General features: G+C 61.3%; 17 protein-coding genes. 10 read left to right on the top strand and 7 right to left on the bottom strand.

The window, feature by feature from the left end:
- Window positions 1–113 precede the first annotated feature (113 nt).
- The 3 genes from G6K99_RS09745 to G6K99_RS09755 are packed head-to-tail and all read left to right on the top strand — an operon-like array spanning window position 114 to window position 2655.
- On the top strand, window positions 114–749 hold the full coding sequence (locus G6K99_RS09745; RefSeq protein ID WP_174196415.1) for a DUF1285 domain-containing protein: 636 nt from the start codon (window positions 114–116) through the stop codon (window positions 747–749).
- Window positions 746–1381: a CoA pyrophosphatase gene (locus G6K99_RS09750; RefSeq protein WP_174196416.1), complete on the top strand. Its 636-nt coding sequence runs from the start codon at window positions 746–748 to the stop codon at window positions 1379–1381. The genes G6K99_RS09745 and G6K99_RS09750 overlap by 4 nt, the downstream gene beginning before the upstream one ends.
- Window positions 1378–2655, top strand: coding sequence for a CCA tRNA nucleotidyltransferase (locus G6K99_RS09755; RefSeq protein WP_174196417.1), 1278 nt, complete (start codon window positions 1378–1380; stop codon window positions 2653–2655). Before G6K99_RS09750 ends, G6K99_RS09755 begins: the two co-directional genes overlap by 4 nt.
- 9 nt (window positions 2656–2664) lie before the next feature.
- Here G6K99_RS09755 and G6K99_RS09760 read toward each other — a convergent pair whose 3' ends face one another.
- Complete coding sequence (locus G6K99_RS09760; RefSeq protein ID WP_092660339.1) at window positions 2665–2922, bottom strand: hypothetical protein; 258 nt, start codon at window positions 2920–2922, stop codon at window positions 2665–2667.
- 141 nt (window positions 2923–3063) lie between these two features.
- Complete coding sequence (hemF, locus tag G6K99_RS09765; protein ID WP_062455712.1) at window positions 3064–3975, bottom strand: oxygen-dependent coproporphyrinogen oxidase; 912 nt, start codon at window positions 3973–3975, stop codon at window positions 3064–3066.
- A gap of 187 nt (window positions 3976–4162) precedes the next feature.
- On the opposite strand from hemF, the gene G6K99_RS09770 reads away from it, so the two are divergent.
- Entirely contained in the window at window positions 4163–4420 is a 258-nt protein-coding gene (locus G6K99_RS09770; protein ID WP_062455715.1) for a hypothetical protein, read from the top strand.
- A gap of 9 nt (window positions 4421–4429) precedes the next feature.
- Here the strand turns inward: G6K99_RS09770 and G6K99_RS09775 are convergent, their stop codons facing one another.
- The 4 genes from G6K99_RS09775 to G6K99_RS09790 form a co-directional block, all read right to left on the bottom strand.
- Window positions 4430–6082 (bottom strand): Na/Pi cotransporter family protein, encoded by a 1653-nt coding sequence (locus G6K99_RS09775; RefSeq protein WP_174196418.1) that lies wholly within the window; start codon window positions 6080–6082, stop codon window positions 4430–4432.
- A gap of 148 nt (window positions 6083–6230) precedes the next feature.
- Window positions 6231–6542 (bottom strand): addiction module antidote protein, encoded by a 312-nt coding sequence (locus G6K99_RS09780; protein ID WP_174196419.1) that lies wholly within the window; start codon window positions 6540–6542, stop codon window positions 6231–6233.
- A 2-nt stretch (window positions 6543–6544) separates the two neighbouring features.
- Window positions 6545–6691, bottom strand: coding sequence for a type II toxin-antitoxin system RelE/ParE family toxin (locus G6K99_RS09785; protein WP_174196420.1), 147 nt, complete (start codon window positions 6689–6691; stop codon window positions 6545–6547).
- A 57-nt stretch (window positions 6692–6748) separates the two neighbouring features.
- The gene (locus G6K99_RS09790) at window positions 6749–7213 is read right to left on the bottom strand and encodes a tRNA (cytidine(34)-2'-O)-methyltransferase (RefSeq protein ID WP_174196421.1); all 465 of its coding nucleotides are present in this window, start codon (window positions 7211–7213) and stop codon (window positions 6749–6751) included.
- Between the two features lie 337 nt (window positions 7214–7550).
- On the opposite strand from G6K99_RS09790, the gene G6K99_RS09795 reads away from it, so the two are divergent.
- The 3 genes from G6K99_RS09795 (at window position 7551) to G6K99_RS09805 (ending at window position 13685) form a co-directional block, all read left to right on the top strand.
- The gene (locus tag G6K99_RS09795; protein WP_092660349.1) at window positions 7551–9401 is read left to right on the top strand and encodes an ABC transporter ATP-binding protein; all 1851 of its coding nucleotides are present in this window, start codon (window positions 7551–7553) and stop codon (window positions 9399–9401) included.
- Window positions 9402–9738: 337 nt separating this feature from the next.
- Complete coding sequence (locus tag G6K99_RS09800; RefSeq protein WP_062582930.1) at window positions 9739–11652, top strand: methyl-accepting chemotaxis protein; 1914 nt, start codon at window positions 9739–9741, stop codon at window positions 11650–11652.
- A 152-nt stretch (window positions 11653–11804) separates the two neighbouring features.
- Entirely contained in the window at window positions 11805–13685 is a 1881-nt protein-coding gene (locus G6K99_RS09805; RefSeq protein WP_062455734.1) for an ABC transporter ATP-binding protein, read from the top strand.
- Here G6K99_RS09805 and G6K99_RS09810 read toward each other — a convergent pair.
- Complete coding sequence (locus G6K99_RS09810) at window positions 13672–14610, bottom strand: endonuclease/exonuclease/phosphatase family protein (protein WP_174196422.1); 939 nt, start codon at window positions 14608–14610, stop codon at window positions 13672–13674. The genes G6K99_RS09805 and G6K99_RS09810 overlap by 14 nt on opposite strands.
- A gap of 368 nt (window positions 14611–14978) precedes the next feature.
- Between G6K99_RS09810 and petA the strand changes: the two genes are divergently transcribed.
- The 3 genes from petA to G6K99_RS09825 are packed head-to-tail and all read left to right on the top strand — an operon-like array spanning window position 14979 to window position 17794.
- The gene (petA, locus tag G6K99_RS09815) at window positions 14979–15569 is read left to right on the top strand and encodes a ubiquinol-cytochrome c reductase iron-sulfur subunit (RefSeq protein WP_062455741.1); all 591 of its coding nucleotides are present in this window, start codon (window positions 14979–14981) and stop codon (window positions 15567–15569) included.
- Window positions 15570–15582: 13 nt separating this feature from the next.
- Window positions 15583–16872: a cytochrome b N-terminal domain-containing protein gene (locus tag G6K99_RS09820; protein WP_174196423.1), complete on the top strand. Its 1290-nt coding sequence runs from the start codon at window positions 15583–15585 to the stop codon at window positions 16870–16872.
- A 22-nt stretch (window positions 16873–16894) separates the two neighbouring features.
- Window positions 16895–17794: a cytochrome c1 gene (locus G6K99_RS09825; protein WP_174196424.1), complete on the top strand. Its 900-nt coding sequence runs from the start codon at window positions 16895–16897 to the stop codon at window positions 17792–17794.
- The last annotated feature ends 64 nt before the right edge of the window (window positions 17795–17858 follow it).

The following is a 17858-nucleotide window of genomic DNA, read 5'->3' on the forward strand; positions in this document are numbered from 1 at the left end:
CCTTAGACCTTGAAACTTATTCCGCCAAATAAGGCTGACAAGCACGCGATGAATGACTATCTCGTGAGAACATTCACCGTGGCTCATGCTTACGGTCGAACCGGGACTGAAAAATGGCAGTAGAACCAATTAACAAGGCGGCCGATGCTGCTGGTCTCGCGGCAATGATTGCCCATGCGTCCGAGCAGGCAAGTGGCGGCCCGAGAGGCGAAATGCCGGGCCTGCCGCCGGTCGAGCGGTGGAACCCGCCGTTCTGCGGCGATCTCGACATGGAAATCCGTGCCGACGGGACCTGGTTCTATCTGGGCACGCCGATCGGCCGGGCGCCGCTGGTCCGGCTGTTTTCGACCGTGCTGCGCAAGGACGAGGACGGCCGAACCTATCTTGTTACGCCTGTGGAAAAGGTCGCGATCCGTGTCGTCGATGCGCCGTTCGTGGCGGTGGAGATGCAAACGAGCCTACGAGACGGCCAGCAGGTGCTGACGTTTCGCACCGGTGTCGGCGATGTGGTGAAGGCCGGCAGCGACCATCCGATCCGCTTTGCGATCGCAGGAGAGGGGCAGGAGCTGAAGCCTTACCTGCATGTCCGCGGACGGCTCGAGGCACTGGTATCGCGGGCGGTGATGTATGATCTCGTGGCGCTTGGGGAGACGATCGAGATCGATGGGGTCGCGATGTTTGCGGTTCGGTCGGGTGATGCGGTGTTTCCGGTCATGCCGGCGGCCGAGCTGGAATTGTTGTCCCGATGAGCAGTCTTGGTTCTTATTCCGCTGACGAGTTTCGCCGCCGTTCGCTGTCCCAGAAGGGCGGGCCGATCGAGGATGCGTGGCGCGATCACGGCGATCATCTGCTTAACCCGGCCTGGGTGAACGCGACCGTTCAATCCAAGCTGAAGGATGCGGCCGTGCTGGTGCCCGTCATCGACGATGCCGATGGCGCCAAGGTTATCCTGACGCAGCGGACGGTCAAGCTGCGCAAGCATTCCGGCCAGATCGCGTTTCCGGGCGGTGCGATCGATCCCGAAGACGGATCGCCTGAGGTGGCGGCGCTGCGCGAGGCGGAGGAAGAGATCGGTCTTGACCGACGCTTCGTCGAGCCGCTGGCCAGGCTTCCCGACTATTATGCGGCGACCGGATTTCGCATCACGCCGGTGCTGGCCGTTGTGAGCCGCGGTTTCGAGCTGACCCTCAATCCGGACGAGGTGGACTCGGCTTTCGAAGTGCCCTTGTCGTTTCTGATGGACGAGGCGAACCACCAGCGCGGGACCCGCGACTGGAATGGCGCGACCCGGCACTTCTACGTCATGCCCTATGAGGACCGGGAAATCTGGGGCATTACCGCCGGAATTTTACGCACGCTGTATGAAAGGCTTTACGCATGACCTCCATTGCTACCCCCTCGGTTGCCGGTGAGGCATGGTTCAACGATGCCGCTCTGCAGCGGCTTCTAGCGCTTCTGAACGCCGATGGCGGCGAGGCGCGGGTGGCGGGTGGCGCGGTGCGGAACGCGCTGATGGGGCTCGCCGTCGCCGATATCGACGTGGCGACGACGCTTCTGCCGCAGGATGTGGTGGAGCGGGCAGAGGCTGCCGGCATGAAGGCTGTGCCGACCGGGATCGAGCATGGGACGGTGACGCTGGTGATCGACTGCACGCCGTTCGAGGTGACGACGCTTCGCCGCGACATCGAGACGGACGGACGCCATGCCAAGGTTTCGTTCGGCACCGACTGGCAGGCCGATGCGGAACGGCGCGACCTCACCATCAATGCACTCTACGCGGATGCGTCGGGCGCTGTGGTCGATCTCGTCAAGGGATTGCAGGACATCGAGAGCCGGACGATCCGGTTTATCGGCGACGCTTCGCAGCGGATTGCCGAGGATCATCTGCGCATTCTCAGGTTCTTCCGGTTTTTCGCCTATTACGGATCCGGCCGGCCGGATGCGGACGGATTGCGGGCATCGGCACGCGCCAAGGACAGGCTTTCGACGCTTTCTGGCGAGCGGGTCTGGGGCGAGACGAAGAAACTGCTGGCTGCCCCCGATCCGTCTCGCGCACTTTTGTGGATGCGGCAGGCGGGTGTTCTGACGGAAATCCTGCCCGAATCGGAAAAATGGGGCATCGACGGCATTCATCCGTTGGTCGCTGCGGAAGCGGCGCTCGGCTGGACGCCGGATCCGCTGCTGCGGCTTGCGGCGATCGTGCCGCCCGATGCGGAACGGCTTACGGCGATGGCAAAGCGGCTGCGGTTTTCGAATGCCGATGCGGCGAAGCTGGCCGTCTGGGCGTCCGCACCCGCCATTCCCGACGAGGTGACGGATGTCGGCTTCGATCGTCTGCTCTACCGAAATGGCGCGGCCGGCATGGTTGCACGCGTCAAGCTGGCGCTGTCGTCGGCCAGAGCAGCGGCCGAGGGCGATCCAATGGCGATGCGCAAGTCGGCAAGGCTGTCGGTTCTTCTGAAGCGGGCCGAGGGCTACGCGAAGCCGGTCTTTCCGATCGCGGGCGCCGACGTTCTCTCGGCAGGTGTGCCTGCCGGCAAGAGGGTCGGTGAGATCCTGAAGCAGATCGAGGACTTCTGGGTTGAGCGTAACTTCAACCCCGACCGGGCAGCACTGGCCGCCCGGCTGGACGAGATCGTGAAGCAGAGCTCCTGATCAATCCTCCTATTCGGAGATCGCCCAGGAGTGGAATACGGATGCCCGCTCCGCGGGAATCATCATGTGAGCGGCATTGGCCGCGCCGGATTCCGCCGACTTACCGGCAAGCTGCCGCTTCACTTGCTCGACACAGAAAGCGTGGGGCAGTTCGCCACCGCTTCTGGCTCGCATTTCGACGGCCAGACGCTCGACCAATTCGGGCGTCTTCATCAACTTCGAAACGGGGTATGGACTTGGTTTTGTCAGGCTGTTTGATGGGGTCATGGCTGTTCTCCCGTGCAACCAGAACGCACGCTAGCACCGAACACACCGATTCGAACATCGAATTTTTCGCAGATGACAACTACCAGTGGCCTTACAGTCATCAATTTCTTGAGAGCAGACTGCCCGGGCGTGCCAAAATGATCAGGGCCAGCGGACTGCCGGTGGCATCGAGGATAGAATCGATTCCACATTGCCGCCTGTCTTCAGGCCGAAAATGGTACCGCGGTCGTAGAGAAGGTTGAACTCCACGTAGCGGCCGCGACGGATCAGTTGCTCGTCGCGGTTCTCTTCGGTCCAGGGCCGGTTGAAATTGCCGCGGACGATCTTCGGATAGAGGAGGTTGAAGGCGCGGCCGACATCCTGCGTGAAGGCGAAATCGGCATCCCAGCCGCCTTTTTCCGCATCCGAATGGAGCCAGTCGAAAAAGATGCCGCCGACGCCGCGGGGCTCGTTGCGGTGCTTCAGGAAGAAATAGTCTTCGCACCATGCCTTGTAGCGGGGGTAATCGGCGACCGCGTGCCGATTGCACGTGATTTCCATGACCCGGTGGAAAAGCTGGGTATCGGGGTCTTCCTGGCTGCGGCGGATGTCGAGGACCGGCGTCAGGTCGGCGCCGCCACCGAACCACTGGCTGGTGGTGACGACCATGCGGGTGTTCATGTGCACTGCCGGCACATTGGGATTGACCGGATGGGCGATGAGCGAAATGCCCGACGCCCAGAACGCGGGGTCTTCGTCGGCGCCGGGGATCTGCTTGCGGAATTCTTCGGAAAACTCGCCGTGGACGGTGGACGTGTGGACGCCGACCTTCTCGAAGACGCGGCCTTCCATCATCGACATCGTGCCGCCGCCGCCTTCGCCCTCGTTGCGAAGCCAGTTCTTCCGGGTAAAGCGGCCGGGCGGCTGATCGGAGAGCGGGCCGGTCAGCTCGTCTTCCAAAGCCTCGAAGGAAGCACAGATCGTGTCGCGGAGGCTTTCGAACCAGGCTCGCGCGGCTGCCTTCTTCTCTTCGAGATTTTCGGGCAGTTCCTTGGGCAATGCCGGCCGTTCCATGGTCTTTTCCTTTTCCGCTATGCCTTTGATCTGATTCCGTATCCTCGCCGGCGGCACTTAGCATCTCAGACTTGCGCCGGCCATTCCCAAGCGCGTGAGGCCGCCCGTTTTAAGACAGGAAAACAGACTCGCAATGCGTGTGAGACCATATTATCTTGATGTCACCAGGTGCCGATAAGAGGGTTTGATGGCGAAATTCACACCCCCGCCACTCGACGGGCTGAAGCGCAGAATTCACCGCCACCGGCAGGAACAGGCCGGCGGACCGGGTAGCATGTTCGTGCGCGAGACATTTCTGATGACCCGCGAGGATGCCCGCGAAAAAGCGCGGCAATGGTTCGACGAATTTCCGAAGGCTGCCTACTGGACCGAAGTGGAAAGCTGGCGCCAGCTGGAGGGCGACCGCATCGAGTTCACCATGCGGAGACTTCCGACGGCGGACTAAGGAAGTCCCTCAGGCGCCGGGTTCGGCGAGGCGAAGGCGGCTTTCGATCAGTGCGCCGCTGTCATCGAGGATCGGATGCGCAACCGACACGATGTGCGCGTTGATGCGTTTGAGGTCACGCAGCATGTCGAGATGCAGCGAGCTGGTCTGCAGGCTTTCCAGTCGTCCGTCACGCAACCGCTCCAGATGCTTTTCGGCGGACCGCTTTTCGAGCCGACGGACTTCCACCTTGATTTCCATCAACTGCCGCGCCAGCGCCAGATCGCCGGTCTGGAAGATCGTCTGGGCGGTTCTCAGGTTGTCGACGGTCAGGCTGAGCAGCACCTGCAATTCATCGAAGCCGTCGTCCGAGAACTTGAGGCCGTGCGCGATCTTCTTGCGAACCTGTTCGGCGATGCCCTTTTCGATGATGTCGCCGATATGTTCGAGGTTGATCGCGTAATCGATGATGGCGATGGAGCGGCGGGCGTTCTCCGCATCGAGACCGGTGCGGCCCAGTTCCGACAGGTAGAGCTTCACATCCTGATGAAGGTGATCGACCCGTGACTCGAGCCCGGCGATGTCTGCAAGTGGGGCGATATCGTTACGTTTGAAGGCATTTTCGGTGCGGATCAGCATGCGCTCGATGGTGTCGCCGACGCCGAGCACTTCGCGCGTCGCGTTGGCGAGCGCCATCACCGGGTTGTCGAGCGCGTCCTGATCGAGGAAGCGGGGGCCGTCGTCTCGCTGCGGATCATCAGGGACGAGGCGAGATGCAAGGCGGGAGACTTGGGCTGAGAACGGGAATACGACCAGCGCAAGCAGGATATTGAAGGCGAGGTGCGCATCGACCGGGAGCTTTTCCGGCGACAGCGGCAGGGCTTGAACGGCATCGGCGACAGGGCCCGCGAGCGGCAACGCGATCGCGCAACCGATGCCGCGGGTGACAAGGTTGCCGAGCGTGATGCGTCTTGCGGCAGCGGGCGCAGAGAGAGTGGCGACGACGGGCGGAATGGCGCCACCGAGATTGGCGCCGAGGATCAGCACAATTACCAGGCCGGCGGAGACATTTCCGGTCGAGGCGAGCGAGAGGATCAGCACCACGACCGCCAGGCTGGACGACGAAACGAAAGCCAGAACCGCCGACAGGATCAGCGCCACCGGCCACGCGTCATCGAGCAGGCCGATAAAGGCCGCGAGCGCCGGCGACTGGCGCATCGGTTCGGTGGCGAGCCCAAGCAGATGCAGCGACAGCAGCATCAGGCCGACGCCTATCATGGCCGTGCCGCCGCCTTTGCGGGCTGGCGATGCACCGCGAAGCATGACCAGACCGATGAGGATGAGAAGCGGCGACAGCCACTCGATGCCGGTCGCGACCAGCCAGGCGGTAACGGCGGTGCCGACATTGGCGCCGAGGAGCACGATCTGCGCCATGCGTGGACGCACCATGCCGCGTTCGGCAAACGAGGCGAGCGTCAGTGCGGTCGCGGTCGAACTTTGCAAGGCGATCGTGGCGACAAGGCCGGAGACGAAGGAGCGCAGGCTGCTGCTGGTGCCGCGGGCTAGACCCGTCTTGAGGCGTGTCCCGAAGGCGCGGGTGACGCCATCCTTGATCTGCGCAAGGCCAAACAGAAGCAGGGCCACGGCGCCGAAAAGATTGATGATCACGATGGTGGATTGCATATCGGATTGTCTTCGCCCGGGGACGGTTCCTATCGAATGAAGTGCGATAATGAATTGCCGGCTAACGAATATAGGCCGATTACGCCGATGTGCAAATCACTGTTCGCGACAGTTTTTTACGCGTTTTGGCGCGGGGTCGGAGCGCGGATCAGGCGGCGTCTTCGATGGCTTGCTCTTTCACCATGACCGGCATAAGTTTGAGACCCAAAGCCTTCATCACGTTCACGATCGTGGCAAACTTAGGATTGCCTTCGCCGCTCAAAGCCTTGTAGAGCGCCGCCCGGCTCATGCCGGTTTTGCGGGCAAGCTTGCTCATGTTGCGGGCCTTGGCGACGGTTCCGAGGCATTTGGTGATGAAGGCCGGATCGCCTTCCTCGAAGGCTGCGACCATGAATTCGTGGATTCCTTCTTCGGTATCCACATATTCCGAAGGATCGAATAGACGGGTCTCGAGGGGCATGGCTAATCTCTCCACTCATTTGCCAGTCGCTTTGCCTCGGCAATATCGCGCTGCTGACTGCTTTTGTCGCCACCGCACAGAAGGACGACAACGGTGTCTCCGCGCTTTATGAAATAGAGCCGGTAGCCAAGGCCATGATCGACACGCATTTCTCCGCATCATAGAATAAACTCAGGCGTGTAAAAGACGCGAAATGCGCGTGCCGTTTATGAGGCGAAACCCGTCTGTCTCAGCGCCTCTCCTGATATCATTGCGGCCGACATGGCGACGTTGATGGAGCGTTGTCCTTCGCGCATCGGGATCAGTATGCGGGCATCCGCCGTTTCGTGGACGAGGTCCGGAACGCCGGCGCTCTCGCGGCCGAACAGCAGGATGTCGCCAGGCTGAAACTGGAAGTCCACGTAGGGTTGGGCGGCCTTTGTGGAGGCGAGGACCAGCCGCCGGTTTTCGGATCTCCGCCAGTCGTCGAACTGCTGCCAGTTGACGTGGCGGGTAAGTTCGACGTTTGCCAGGTAATCCATGCCTGAGCGTTTCAGGTTGCGATCCGAAATATCGAAGCCGGCCGGTTCGATGATATCGACGCCGAGGCCGAGGCAGGCGGCGAGGCGAAGGATCGTGCCGGTATTGCCGGGAATGTCAGGCTGGTAGAGGGCGATGCGCAGGTTGGTCATGGTTTTCCTTAAGCCGAGCCGGCCTGTGAGCTCAAGCGTTTGAGGGCGGTTTCGATCGGATTGCCGCAGATTTGGGACTTTTCAAAATGGCAATGAACGGGTAAAAGGGCATCGATCTTTAACGCCAGCCTATGGAGGCCTACATGGATATGACCGTGCCTATGCGCCTCCGCCCCCCGGTATTTGTCCGACAGGCTTAGGCGTCCGCGGTTTCACGCAGTCTTTTCACCTTTGTATTTTGCACGGCCGATATGCGGCAGCGCTCACCACATAACTGACCGGTTCGCCGTCGGCGCGTTTGCGTTGCGTGAAGCGGGTCCGATTGACGGAGCTATCAATGTTTTCCTGGTTCGAACGGCGGGTTCACCCTTATCCCGAGGAGACCCCAGGCCTGCCGCCTGCCGGCCTGATCGCCTTCCTCTGGCACTATACCAAGCCTGTCTGGCCCTGGGTGCTGATCATGTCGGTCTGCACGATGTTCATCGCGCTCGGCGAAGTGATGCTGTTCCAGTTTCTGGGCAATATCGTCGACTGGCTGACGCATGCCGAGCGTTCGACGTTCCTTGCGAACGAGGGAATGACGCTGGTTGCCATGGCACTGATGGTGCTGGTCGGGCTGCCGCTCGTCGCCGGCCTCAATTCTCTCATCATGCACCAGATCCTGATGGGCAATTTTCCGATGATCGCCCGTTGGCAGATGCACCGGTTCCTGCTCAACCACTCGATGACATTCTTTGCCAACGAGTTTGCGGGTCGCGTCTCGACCAAGGTCATGCAGACGTCGCTCGCGATCCGCGAAGTGGTGATGAAGGTGCTCGACGTCTTCGTCTATGTGGCAACCTACTTCATCTCGATGGTGGCGGTGGTTGCGGTCGCGGATATCCGTCTGGCGGTGCCGTTGGTGGTCTGGATCGCCTTTTATTCGGCAACCGTCGCCTACTACGTTCCCAAGCTCCGGAAGATCTCGGCAGCGCAGGCGGATGCGCGCTCGATGATGACCGGGCGTGTCGTCGACAGCTACACCAACATCGCGACGGTGAAGCTGTTTTCGCATTCCGGCCGTGAGGAAGACTACGCCAAGGATGCGATGGACGTGTTCCTGAAGACCGTGCATGGGCAGATGCGCAAGGTGACCGCGTTCCAGGTGCTGGTCTATTTCTACAACTGTGCAGCCCTGTTTGCCGTCGCGACGCTGTCGATCTGGTTCTGGCTGGACAGCGCGATCTCGATCGGCGCCATTGCCATCGCGATCGGCCTTGCAATGCGCATCAACGGCATGTCGCAGTGGATCATGTGGGAAGTCTCGGCGCTGTTTGAGAATATCGGCACGGTCTATGACGGCATGTCGATGATGACCAAGCCGCATGACGTCACCGATGTCGAGGATGCGTCGAAGCTTTCGGCGGCGAAAGGCCATATCGTCTACGACGACGTGCGCTTCCATTACGGCAAGGCAGCGGGCGTCATCGACGGGCTGACGCTGGATATCAAGGCCGGCGAGAAGGTTGGTCTGGTCGGGCGCTCCGGGGCCGGCAAGACGACTCTGATGAACCTGCTCCTGCGGTTCTACGATCTGGAAAGCGGGCGGATCACCATCGACGGGCAGGACATTGCCGGTGTGACGCAGGACAGTTTGCGGTCCTTGGTCGGCGTGGTGACACAGGACACATCGCTGCTGCATCGCTCGATCCGCGACAATATCGCCTATGGCCGGCCGGACGCGACCGATGCCGAGATCATCGAGGCGACCAAGCGGGCCAATGCCTGGGACTTCGTGGAAAGCCTTGTCGATCTTCAGGGGCGCAAGGGGCTCGACGCGCATGTGGGCGAGCGCGGCGTCAAGCTTTCGGGTGGCCAGCGTCAGCGGATCGCGATCGCCCGCGTGTTCCTGAAAGATGCGCCGATCCTGGTGCTGGACGAGGCGACCTCTGCGCTGGATTCGGAAGTCGAAGCGGCAATCCAGGAAAACCTGTTTGCCCTGATGCAGGGCAAGACGGTCATCGCCATCGCGCATCGGCTGTCGACGCTCACGGAGATGGACCGGGTGATCGTGCTCGACCGGGGCGCCATCGTCGAGACCGGCACGCATCGCGAACTGGCGGATCAGGGCGGTATTTATGCGGACCTCTGGAACCGTCAGTCCGGCGGCTTCATCGGGCATGAGGACGAGGGCCAGGCTGCCGAGTAAACCGTTGACGGAAGAGGCTCACGGTCGCCGGGGAAACCGGCGGCCGACAACGGTCGTCACGCGTCCGATGGGCGCTGGACGCTTCCGATCGGCGGGAGGGCGCGACGCCAACGATTCATAACTTGTTGCGCATGTTCCGAGCCACCCCGGGATGGTCGCTCACGCTCTCGGCGGCTCCCTAGGGAACGACGCCGCGGCCAGCGAAACATTCAACAATGTCAGGTATTTGCGACGACGCTAATATTTTTTTATGGCCGAGACGCAGTAAGTTTTTCTTTATCTAAAGCTGTCAAGTCTCGAGGGATTACACTCCCTCTCATTTCGGCTCCGGTCCCAGATGTTCAGCAAGATAAAGATCAAGTTTCTTCTGCCCGCTCTCTTCGGCATCACCGTTCTTCTGGTGATCCTTCAGGGCGCACTCGCCATGCGCTCCGTCAACCAGCTTGATGCTCAGACGTCCAACATCAGCCGTCGCATGGAACGCTCGGTGATGACCTCCAATATGGACAGGATCCTGTCCGATATTCGGCGTCTTTATTTGATGGCGCTTTCGGCCAGCAATGCCGCTGACCAGAAGCAGTGGCTCGATCAGATCCGCGCCAAGACGCAAGAGCGTGCCGAGGCTTTCAAGACATTCGCCGACACGGCCAGCCTCGATGTGACCAAGGACAAGATCGAAAAGCTCGAGGCGATCGTTGCCGATTACGACAAGCTGGGAGCTCAGTTCGTCAGCCTGCTGGGGGCCTCGCGCGTCTATGAGGCCAAGGCCGTCATCGCGCAGATGGTGCCCAAAGGCGGCGAGGCCGGCGATGTGATGCTGGACATGATCAACGACAACCGGCTGCACAGCCTCGAATACGGCAAGGTCGCCGATAGCGCCGCACGGTTTGCGGCTATCTCGACGATTGTCGTCGTCGTCTTCGCAACACTTCTCGCGCTTGCTGCAGGGCTTTTGTCCTACTTCCGCGTTGCGCGCCCGATTGCCGACATTACCGGTTCGATGAACACGCTTGCCTCCGGTAATGCGCAGGTTGCGATCCCTTACGCGGGGCGGAAGGATGAAATCGGCGAGATGGCAGCAGCCGTTTCCGTGTTTCGCAACAACGCCCTGGAGCGCGAGCGCCTGGAGCGGGAAACCGAAGCCAACCGTTCGATGAGCGAGAGCGAGCGGATTGCTCGTGAGGAGCAGAAGGCGCATGAGGCGGCCGAGGTTTCGTTTGCCGTCGATAGTCTTGCCAACGGTCTGAACTCCCTCTCGCACGGCGATATGACCTTCCGCATCGGACAGCCGTTCGCCGGACAGCTCGATCAGCTGCGCGTCAACTTTAACGCCTCGATGGACAATCTGCAGACTGTCCTTCGGTCGGTCGGCGACAATGCCCGGATGATCGATGCCGGTGCCAACGAGATCCGCTCTGCCGCAGACGATCTGTCGAAGCGTACCGAGCAGCAGGCGGCATCGGTCGAAGAGACCGCTGCGGCGCTCGAGGAGGTAACGACGGCCGTCAAGGATTCGGCAGCCCGTGCCGGAGAAGCCGGCAAGCTCGTCGAGCACACCCGCAACGGTGCCGAAAAGTCCGGCGATATCGTTCGCCAGGCCGTTGTTGCGATGGAAGCGATCGAAAAGTCGTCCGGCGAGATCGGCAACATCATCGGCGTGATCGACGACATCGCTTTCCAGACCAATCTTCTGGCGCTGAACGCCGGTGTCGAGGCAGCCAGGGCCGGCGAGGCAGGCAAAGGCTTTGCGGTCGTTGCCCAGGAAGTCCGCGAACTTGCCCAGCGGTCCGCGAAAGCGGCGCGCGAGATCAAGGTTCTGATCGGTGCTTCGGGCGAAAAGGTGCGTGACGGCGTTGCGCTGGTCGGCCAGACAGGTGCTGCCTTGCAATCGATCGTGACCGAAGTGCAGCAGATCAACACCAACGTCGCCTCGATCGTCGTGTCTTCGCGTGAGCAGTCGACGGGTCTGTCGGAGATCAGCACCTCGGTCAATCATATGGACCAGGGCACCCAGCAGAACGCGGCGATGGTAGAGCAGACGACGGCTGCCAGCCACAGCCTTGCCGCGCAGGCTGCATCGCTGATCGAGCTTTTGGCACAGTTCAAGCTGGAAGAGGGACGCAGTGCCGTCCGCTCGGCCACGCCTGCATCGCGACCGGCACAGTCACCCGTGCGCGCAATGGGCAACCGGATTGCCTCGGCATTCGGCGGCGGCCAGGCTGCAGCCAAGCAGGAATGGTCGGAGTTCTGATCCTGCCAAAATGATGAGTTCTGGAAACGGCTGCTTCGGCGGCCGTTTTCGTTTTGAAGCCCCCCTTATGAAAAGCGGGCGATTGCGGAATTATCCGGCGACAGCCGCATCCCAGCCTTTGCCCCTTTCGAAATCCGCCTATATCCTGCGGCATGATCATTCGTCTCTTCCGCGCCTTCGAAAATTATGTTCAGCCGTTTGCGCGCAAGGACGATCTGCGTCCGCCCGAAGACGTGTTCGCCTTTATCTGGTTCTACATCTCGCAGGCCAAGGCGCCGTTCTTCGGGATGCTCATTCTGGGTGGTCTGACGGCGGCGATCGAGGCGGCGCTGTTCTGGTTCGTAGGGCGGCTCGTGGATATCCTGTCGACGATCAAGCCGGGTGACGGCTGGACGGTGCTGCTCGACCAGCATGGCGGCGAGCTGTTGGGCATGCTGGTGCTGATCGGTGTCGTGCGCTTCCTGGTGACGATGTCGACCGCGCTGATCGACCAGCAGATCATTACGCCCGGGTTCTACAACCTGATGCGCTGGCAGTCCTACATGCATGTGGCGCGGCAATCGCTGTCGTTTTTCCAGAACGACTTTTCCGGCCGGATCGTCACCAAGGTCTGGTCGGGCGGGCAGGCGGCGGGCGATCTCGTCACCTCGCTGATGGAAAGCGTCTGGTTCGTCACGATCTACTCGGTCTCCATGCTCGTCCTGGTCGGCGGGCTGGACCTGCGGCTCGGGGTACTCGTCTGCGTCTGGGTGCTGGTATTCGGATTTCTGGCCCGCTATTTCGTGCCGCGCATCCGCTATCACTCGCGCGAGACGGCGGAGGCCGCCTCCATGCTCAACGGCCGCATGGTCGACGCCTACAGCAACATCCAGACGCTGAAACTGTTCGGGCGCGACGAGGCCAATGACCGCTACATGCGGCAGGGCTTTGAGACCTATCAGACCACGCTCATCCACTTTACCCGTTTCATCACCGGCGTCCGGGCGTCGATGGCGCTGCTGTCGGGCATCATGATCAGCAGCATGGCGGCGCTGTCGATCCATCTGTGGCTGTCCGGGCTGATCAGCTCCGGCGCGGTCGCGTTCACCTTGGCGCTGGTGCTGCGGCTCAATTTCCTGCTTGGCCGTCTGATGACCCAGTTCAACGGCATCATGCGCAATTTCGGCACCGTCCAGAACGCCGCCGAGCTTATCTCCAAGCCGATCGGGCTGGTCGACGTGCCCGGCGCGACGGAGCTCAAAGTCGAGCAGCCGGAGATCCGGTTTGAGAACATCCGGTTTCACTACGGCAAGGGCGAGGGCGTGATCGACAACCTGTCGCTGTCCATCCGGGCCGGCGAGAAGATCGGGATCGTCGGACGATCCGGTGCGGGCAAGTCGACGCTCGTCAACCTGCTGCTGCGCTTCTACGATCTGGAGGGCGGGCGCATCCTGATCGACGGGCAGGATATCTCGAAGGTCAGCCAAGAGTCGCTGCGTGCCAATCTCGGCATGGTGACGCAGGACACGTCGCTGCTGCATCGCTCGCTTCGCGACAACATCCTGTTCGGGAGACCCGATGCGACCGACGCACAGCTTCTCGATGCGGCCAAGAAGGCCGAGGCAGACGGGTTTATCCAGACGCTGACCGACCAGCGCGGCCGGCGCGGCTTCGATGCGCATGTGGGCGAGCGCGGCGTGAAACTGTCGGGCGGACAGCGACAGCGGGTGGCGATTGCCCGGGTGATGCTGAAGGACGCGCCAATCCTGGTGCTGGACGAGGCAACATCGGCGCTCGATTCGGAAGTGGAAGCCGCGATCCAGTCCAATCTGGAGCGGCTGATGCAGGGCAAGACTGTGCTCGCCATCGCGCACCGGCTTTCGACGATCGCGACGCTCGACCGGCTGATCGTGATGGACAAGGGCGCCATCATCGAGCAGGGCACCCATAACGAGCTGATTGCGGCGGGCGGTCTCTACGCGGACCTCTGGTCGCGCCAGTCTGGCGGGTTTCTGGGGATCGAAGACGAAGGCGACGTGGTCAAGGTCCGGTGATCGCGATGTCGGCGATCAGCCCGGCGTGGTTGGAGCCGTAGGTGTTCGGCATGCGGGTGAGCGACTTTATCTTGAGCGGGGCACGCACATAGACGTGGTCGATCGCCAGACCCAGCATCCGCGCCCGGACTGGCCAGGTGGGCGGCTCGAAGGCTGCTGTCTTCAGACCCGTCGAGTTCAGAAACATCCGCATGTTGGGTGGCAGGCTTGAGGCGTTGAAATCGCCTGACAGAACCAGCGGGCCATCGGTGGCGGTGATGGCGAGCGCTGCATTCATGAGTTCCATCGTGTGGAAGTTGTCGAAATACGGCTTCGTCGTATGGATGCCGACGACATGGACCTTGCGCCCGGAAACCGTGACCTCGCCCATGATAAAGCGATTGTCGAAGATATTGCTCAGGCTTCGAACCGAAGCGTTTTCGATCGGGGTTTTTGAAAACATCATCTGGTCGCACTCTTCCATGAGCACGCCGCAGCCGACGCGGTAGGGATAGACCGTGGCGATCTGCGTCAGATGTTCGTAAAGCGATTCGCCTTCCATGATGTTCACCACATCGGCGCCCGATGACAGGATGGCGCGGGTGATGCCCTCGGCATTTTCGTAGTTTTCGGAGAGGATGTTGAAGGACATCAGCCGGAAGGTCGGTGCGCTCTGATCGGCAGGCGTGACCTCCGCCGCAATTTCGCGCGCCATCCACAGAGGGTGCGCGGTCAAAAGCAGCGCGACCAGAAGCAGGGCATAGCTTGCGAGGTTGCGGTGGATAAGAAGCGCGACCGCCATGGCGACGACGCAGGCCGCGGCCGCATGAAATTGCAGGCTGTGCAGCGTTGCGAGGATCCAGTGAGGCCGCAGATAGCGTGTCAAGATCGCGAGAAGGACCAGCGACACGATGACGCAGATGGCGACCGATAACGTCTTTCTCATTCAGGATTTCCGAGCCGGCTGCCATGAAGCTTTCTGCCGCCTAGCATGCCGTTCCGCCACTGGCAACGCAACAGGCCCGGCCAGGGGCAAGGAAGGGCAGGCGATCTGGGGTTGTGGCCGCTTCGCCACGCCCGCGCGTCCCGGGGTGGGGCAGTTCGAACCGATGCGGCGCATATCCGGCAATACAGGGGGACGGTCCGCATCCTGGCCAGAATGTGGCGGGCAGGCACTTGCCAAGTTGGGACTTTATCTGCGATCAAGCACATGAGGCGCTATTTGCTGGGATTCCCAAGGCATGAGTGTGTCGGGGGAGCCGCGCGGAGGAGCGATGCGGATTTATCCGCTGGAGCGTGAGAGGATGACTGACCGTGAGCGAGCACGATACGCATAGTGCACGCGTGGAGCCCCATTCGGGTGAACCCACGCGGCGCGATTTCCTATATTTGACTACCGGCATGGCTGGCGCCGTGGGCGTCGCGGCTGTTGCCTGGCCGTTCATCGACCAGATGCGGCCTGATGCATCGACGCTTGCGCTCGCATCGATCGAAGTGAATGTCGCAGCTCTTGAGCCGGGTATGTCGCTCACCGTCAAATGGCGGGGCAAGCCGGTGTTCATCCGCAACCGGACGCCGAAGGAACTCGAAGAGGCCAACAAGGTTGAGCTTGCCGCGCTCAAGGATCCGGTGGCGCGCAATGCCAACTTGCCGGCCGATGCGCAAGCATCCGGCGTCGATCGTTCTGCCGGCGCCGGCAAGGAAAACTGGATCGTGATGATCGGCTCCTGCACCCATCTGGGTTGCGTGCCGCTCGGTCAGTCCGGGGACTTCGGCGGGTGGTTCTGTCCGTGTCATGGGTCGCACTACGATACGGCAGGCCGTATCCGTAAGGGACCTGCTCCGCAAAACCTGGCCATCCCGACGTTCGCATTTGCGTCGGATACCGTGATCCGGATCGGGTGAGGGGAGCATTCTCATGAGCGATCATTCGTCCTACCAGCCATCCACCGGCATTGAAAAATGGGTCGACCAGCGGCTGCCGCTGCCGCGTCTGATCCATGACAGTTTCATCTCGTTTCCGGTGCCGAGAAACCTCAACTACGCCTATACGTTCGGCGCCATGCTTGCGGTCATGCTGATCGTACAGATCCTGACCGGCGTCGTGCTGGCCATGCATTACACCGCATCGACAGTCGACGCGTTCGACTCGGTCGAGAAGATCATGCGCGACGTCAACCATGGTTGGCTGCTGCGCTACATGCACGCCAACGGCGCGTCGTTCTTCTTTATCGCCGTCTACCTGCATATCGGACGCGGTCTCTACTACGGTTCCTACAAGGCGCCGCGCGAAATCCTTTGGATCCTCGGCGTCGTCATCTATCTCCTGATGATGGCGACCGGCTTCATGGGCTACGTTCTGCCCTGGGGACAGATGTCGTTCTGGGGTGCCACCGTCATCACCGGCTTCTTCTCGGCCTTCCCGCTGGTGGGTGAATGGATACAGCAGTTCCTGCTCGGCGGCTTTGCCGTCGACCAGCCGACGCTCAACCGCTTCTTCTCGCTGCATTACCTGCTGCCGTTCATGATAACGGGCGTCGTCATCCTGCACATCTGGGCACTGCATGTGACCGGCCAGACCAACCCGACCGGAGTCGAGATCAAGACGAAGACGGATACGGTGCCGTTCACGCCTTATGCGACGCTCAAGGATGCGCTCGGCGTTTCGGTGTTCCTGATCGTCTACGCCTGGTTCATCTTCTACATGCCGAACTATCTCGGCCATCCGGACAACTACATCCCGGCTGATGCCCTGAAGACCCCGGCACATATCGTGCCCGAATGGTACTACCTGCCATTCTACGCAATGCTGCGCGCGATCACCTTCAACTTCCTGTTTATCGATAGCAAGCTCGGCGGCGTCCTGGTGATGTTCGGTGCGATCATCATCCTGTTCTTCCTGCCATGGCTCGATACATCGAAGGTGCGTTCGGCCGTCTACCGGCCCTGGTACAAGACGTTCTTCTGGATCTTCGTCGCCAATGCGATCATGCTCGGTTGGCTGGGGTCACAGCCGGCGGAAGGCATTTTCGTCGTGCTGTCGCAGATCGGAACGCTCTACTACTTCGGCTTCTTCCTCGTGATCATGCCGCTGCTCGGCCTGTTCGAGACACCTCGCCGCATTCCGAATTCGATCACGGAAGCGGTGCTGGAGAAACAGGGCAGATCAGCCAATGCCGGCGTTGCTGCCGGTCAGGCAAATGCCTGAGCGCAGGCGGGAGGAGACATACATGAAGAAGATCACACTCGGCCTCGCTTCGCTCACCCTGGCACTCGGCCTCACTATGACGTCCTTGAGTGCGCAGGAAAAGCATGACGTCGGCGCCGGTACGGCCGGCGGCGGCGGCGGTGACCATGCGGAGGGCGGCACGCCGCATTATCCGCTGCGTCATCCGGAACCTGTGGACTGGACCTTTGCCGGTCCCTTCGGCCACTACGACAAGGGCCAGCTGCAGCGCGGCCTCAAGGTCTATACGGAAGTCTGTTCCGCCTGCCATTCGATGCGGCTCGTTTCGTTCCGCACGCTCGAGGATCTCGGCTATTCGGACGGCCAGGTGAAGGCGCTTGCGGCCAATTACGAGGTGCAGGACGGTCCGAACGACGACGGCGAGATGTTTACCCGCAAGGCCGTGCCATCCGACCACTTTCCGTCTCCCTATCCGAACGCCCAGGCGGCGGCGGCGGCCAATAACGGTGCTGCACCGCCGGATATGTCGCTGCTTGCCAAGGCGCGCGGCATTACCCGCGGCTTCCCGCAGTTCGTGTTCGACATCTTTACCCAGTACCAGGAAGGCGGCCCGGACTATATCCACGCGCTGCTGACCGGCTACCAGGATCCGCCTCCGGGCGTGGAAGTCGCACCGGGGACGCACTACAATCCTTACTTTGCCAATGCCTCAGCGCTCGCCATGGCCCCGCCGATCAGCAACGATCAGGTGAGCTATGACGACGGTACGCCGCAGACGGTGGATCAGTATTCGAAGGACGTCGCCGCGTTCCTGATGTTCACTGCCGAGCCGCATCTGGAAGAGCGCAAGCGCACCGGTTTCATGGTGATGATCTTCCTGGTGATCTTTACCGGGCTGATCTATCTGACCAAGAAATCGGTCTATGCCCGCAAGCCGCATTGATATTTAAGGTCTTCATGGAAAAGGCGGCTTCGGCCGCCTTTTTTGTTGTCTTGCGGCTGGCCGC

The sequence above is a fragment of the Neorhizobium sp. AL 9.2.2 genome, assembly GCF_013317225.1.
GTDB classification, from domain to species: domain Bacteria; phylum Pseudomonadota; class Alphaproteobacteria; order Rhizobiales; family Rhizobiaceae; genus Neorhizobium; species Neorhizobium soli.

Excerpts from the sequence above, each read along its gene's own strand:
- G6K99_RS09780 (WP_174196419.1), bottom strand. The coding sequence starts at position 6,542 with ATGCCCCTCGAGACCCGTCTATTCGATCCTTCGGAATATGTGGATACC.
- G6K99_RS09790 (WP_174196421.1), bottom strand. The coding sequence starts at position 7,213 with ATGACCAACCTGCGCATCGCCCTCTACCAGCCTGACATTCCCGGCAAT.
- G6K99_RS09820 (WP_174196423.1), top strand. The coding sequence starts at position 15,583 with ATGAGCGATCATTCGTCCTACCAGCCATCCACCGGCATTGAAAAATGG.
- G6K99_RS09795 (WP_092660349.1), top strand. The coding sequence starts at position 7,551 with ATGTTTTCCTGGTTCGAACGGCGGGTTCACCCTTATCCCGAGGAGACC.
- G6K99_RS09770 (WP_062455715.1), top strand. The coding sequence starts at position 4,163 with ATGGCGAAATTCACACCCCCGCCACTCGACGGGCTGAAGCGCAGAATT.
- G6K99_RS09750 (WP_174196416.1), top strand. The coding sequence starts at position 746 with ATGAGCAGTCTTGGTTCTTATTCCGCTGACGAGTTTCGCCGCCGTTCG.
- G6K99_RS09745 (WP_174196415.1), top strand. The coding sequence starts at position 114 with ATGGCAGTAGAACCAATTAACAAGGCGGCCGATGCTGCTGGTCTCGCG.
- G6K99_RS09775 (WP_174196418.1), bottom strand. The coding sequence starts at position 6,082 with ATGCAATCCACCATCGTGATCATCAATCTTTTCGGCGCCGTGGCCCTG.
- G6K99_RS09825 (WP_174196424.1), top strand. The coding sequence starts at position 16,895 with ATGAAGAAGATCACACTCGGCCTCGCTTCGCTCACCCTGGCACTCGGC.
- hemF (WP_062455712.1), bottom strand. The coding sequence starts at position 3,975 with ATGGAACGGCCGGCATTGCCCAAGGAACTGCCCGAAAATCTCGAAGAG.
- G6K99_RS09785 (WP_174196420.1), bottom strand. The coding sequence starts at position 6,691 with ATGCGTGTCGATCATGGCCTTGGCTACCGGCTCTATTTCATAAAGCGC.
- G6K99_RS09755 (WP_174196417.1), top strand. The coding sequence starts at position 1,378 with ATGACCTCCATTGCTACCCCCTCGGTTGCCGGTGAGGCATGGTTCAAC.
- G6K99_RS09760 (WP_092660339.1), bottom strand. The coding sequence starts at position 2,922 with ATGACCCCATCAAACAGCCTGACAAAACCAAGTCCATACCCCGTTTCG.
- G6K99_RS09800 (WP_062582930.1), top strand. The coding sequence starts at position 9,739 with ATGTTCAGCAAGATAAAGATCAAGTTTCTTCTGCCCGCTCTCTTCGGC.
- G6K99_RS09805 (WP_062455734.1), top strand. The coding sequence starts at position 11,805 with ATGATCATTCGTCTCTTCCGCGCCTTCGAAAATTATGTTCAGCCGTTT.
- G6K99_RS09810 (WP_174196422.1), bottom strand. The coding sequence starts at position 14,610 with ATGAGAAAGACGTTATCGGTCGCCATCTGCGTCATCGTGTCGCTGGTC.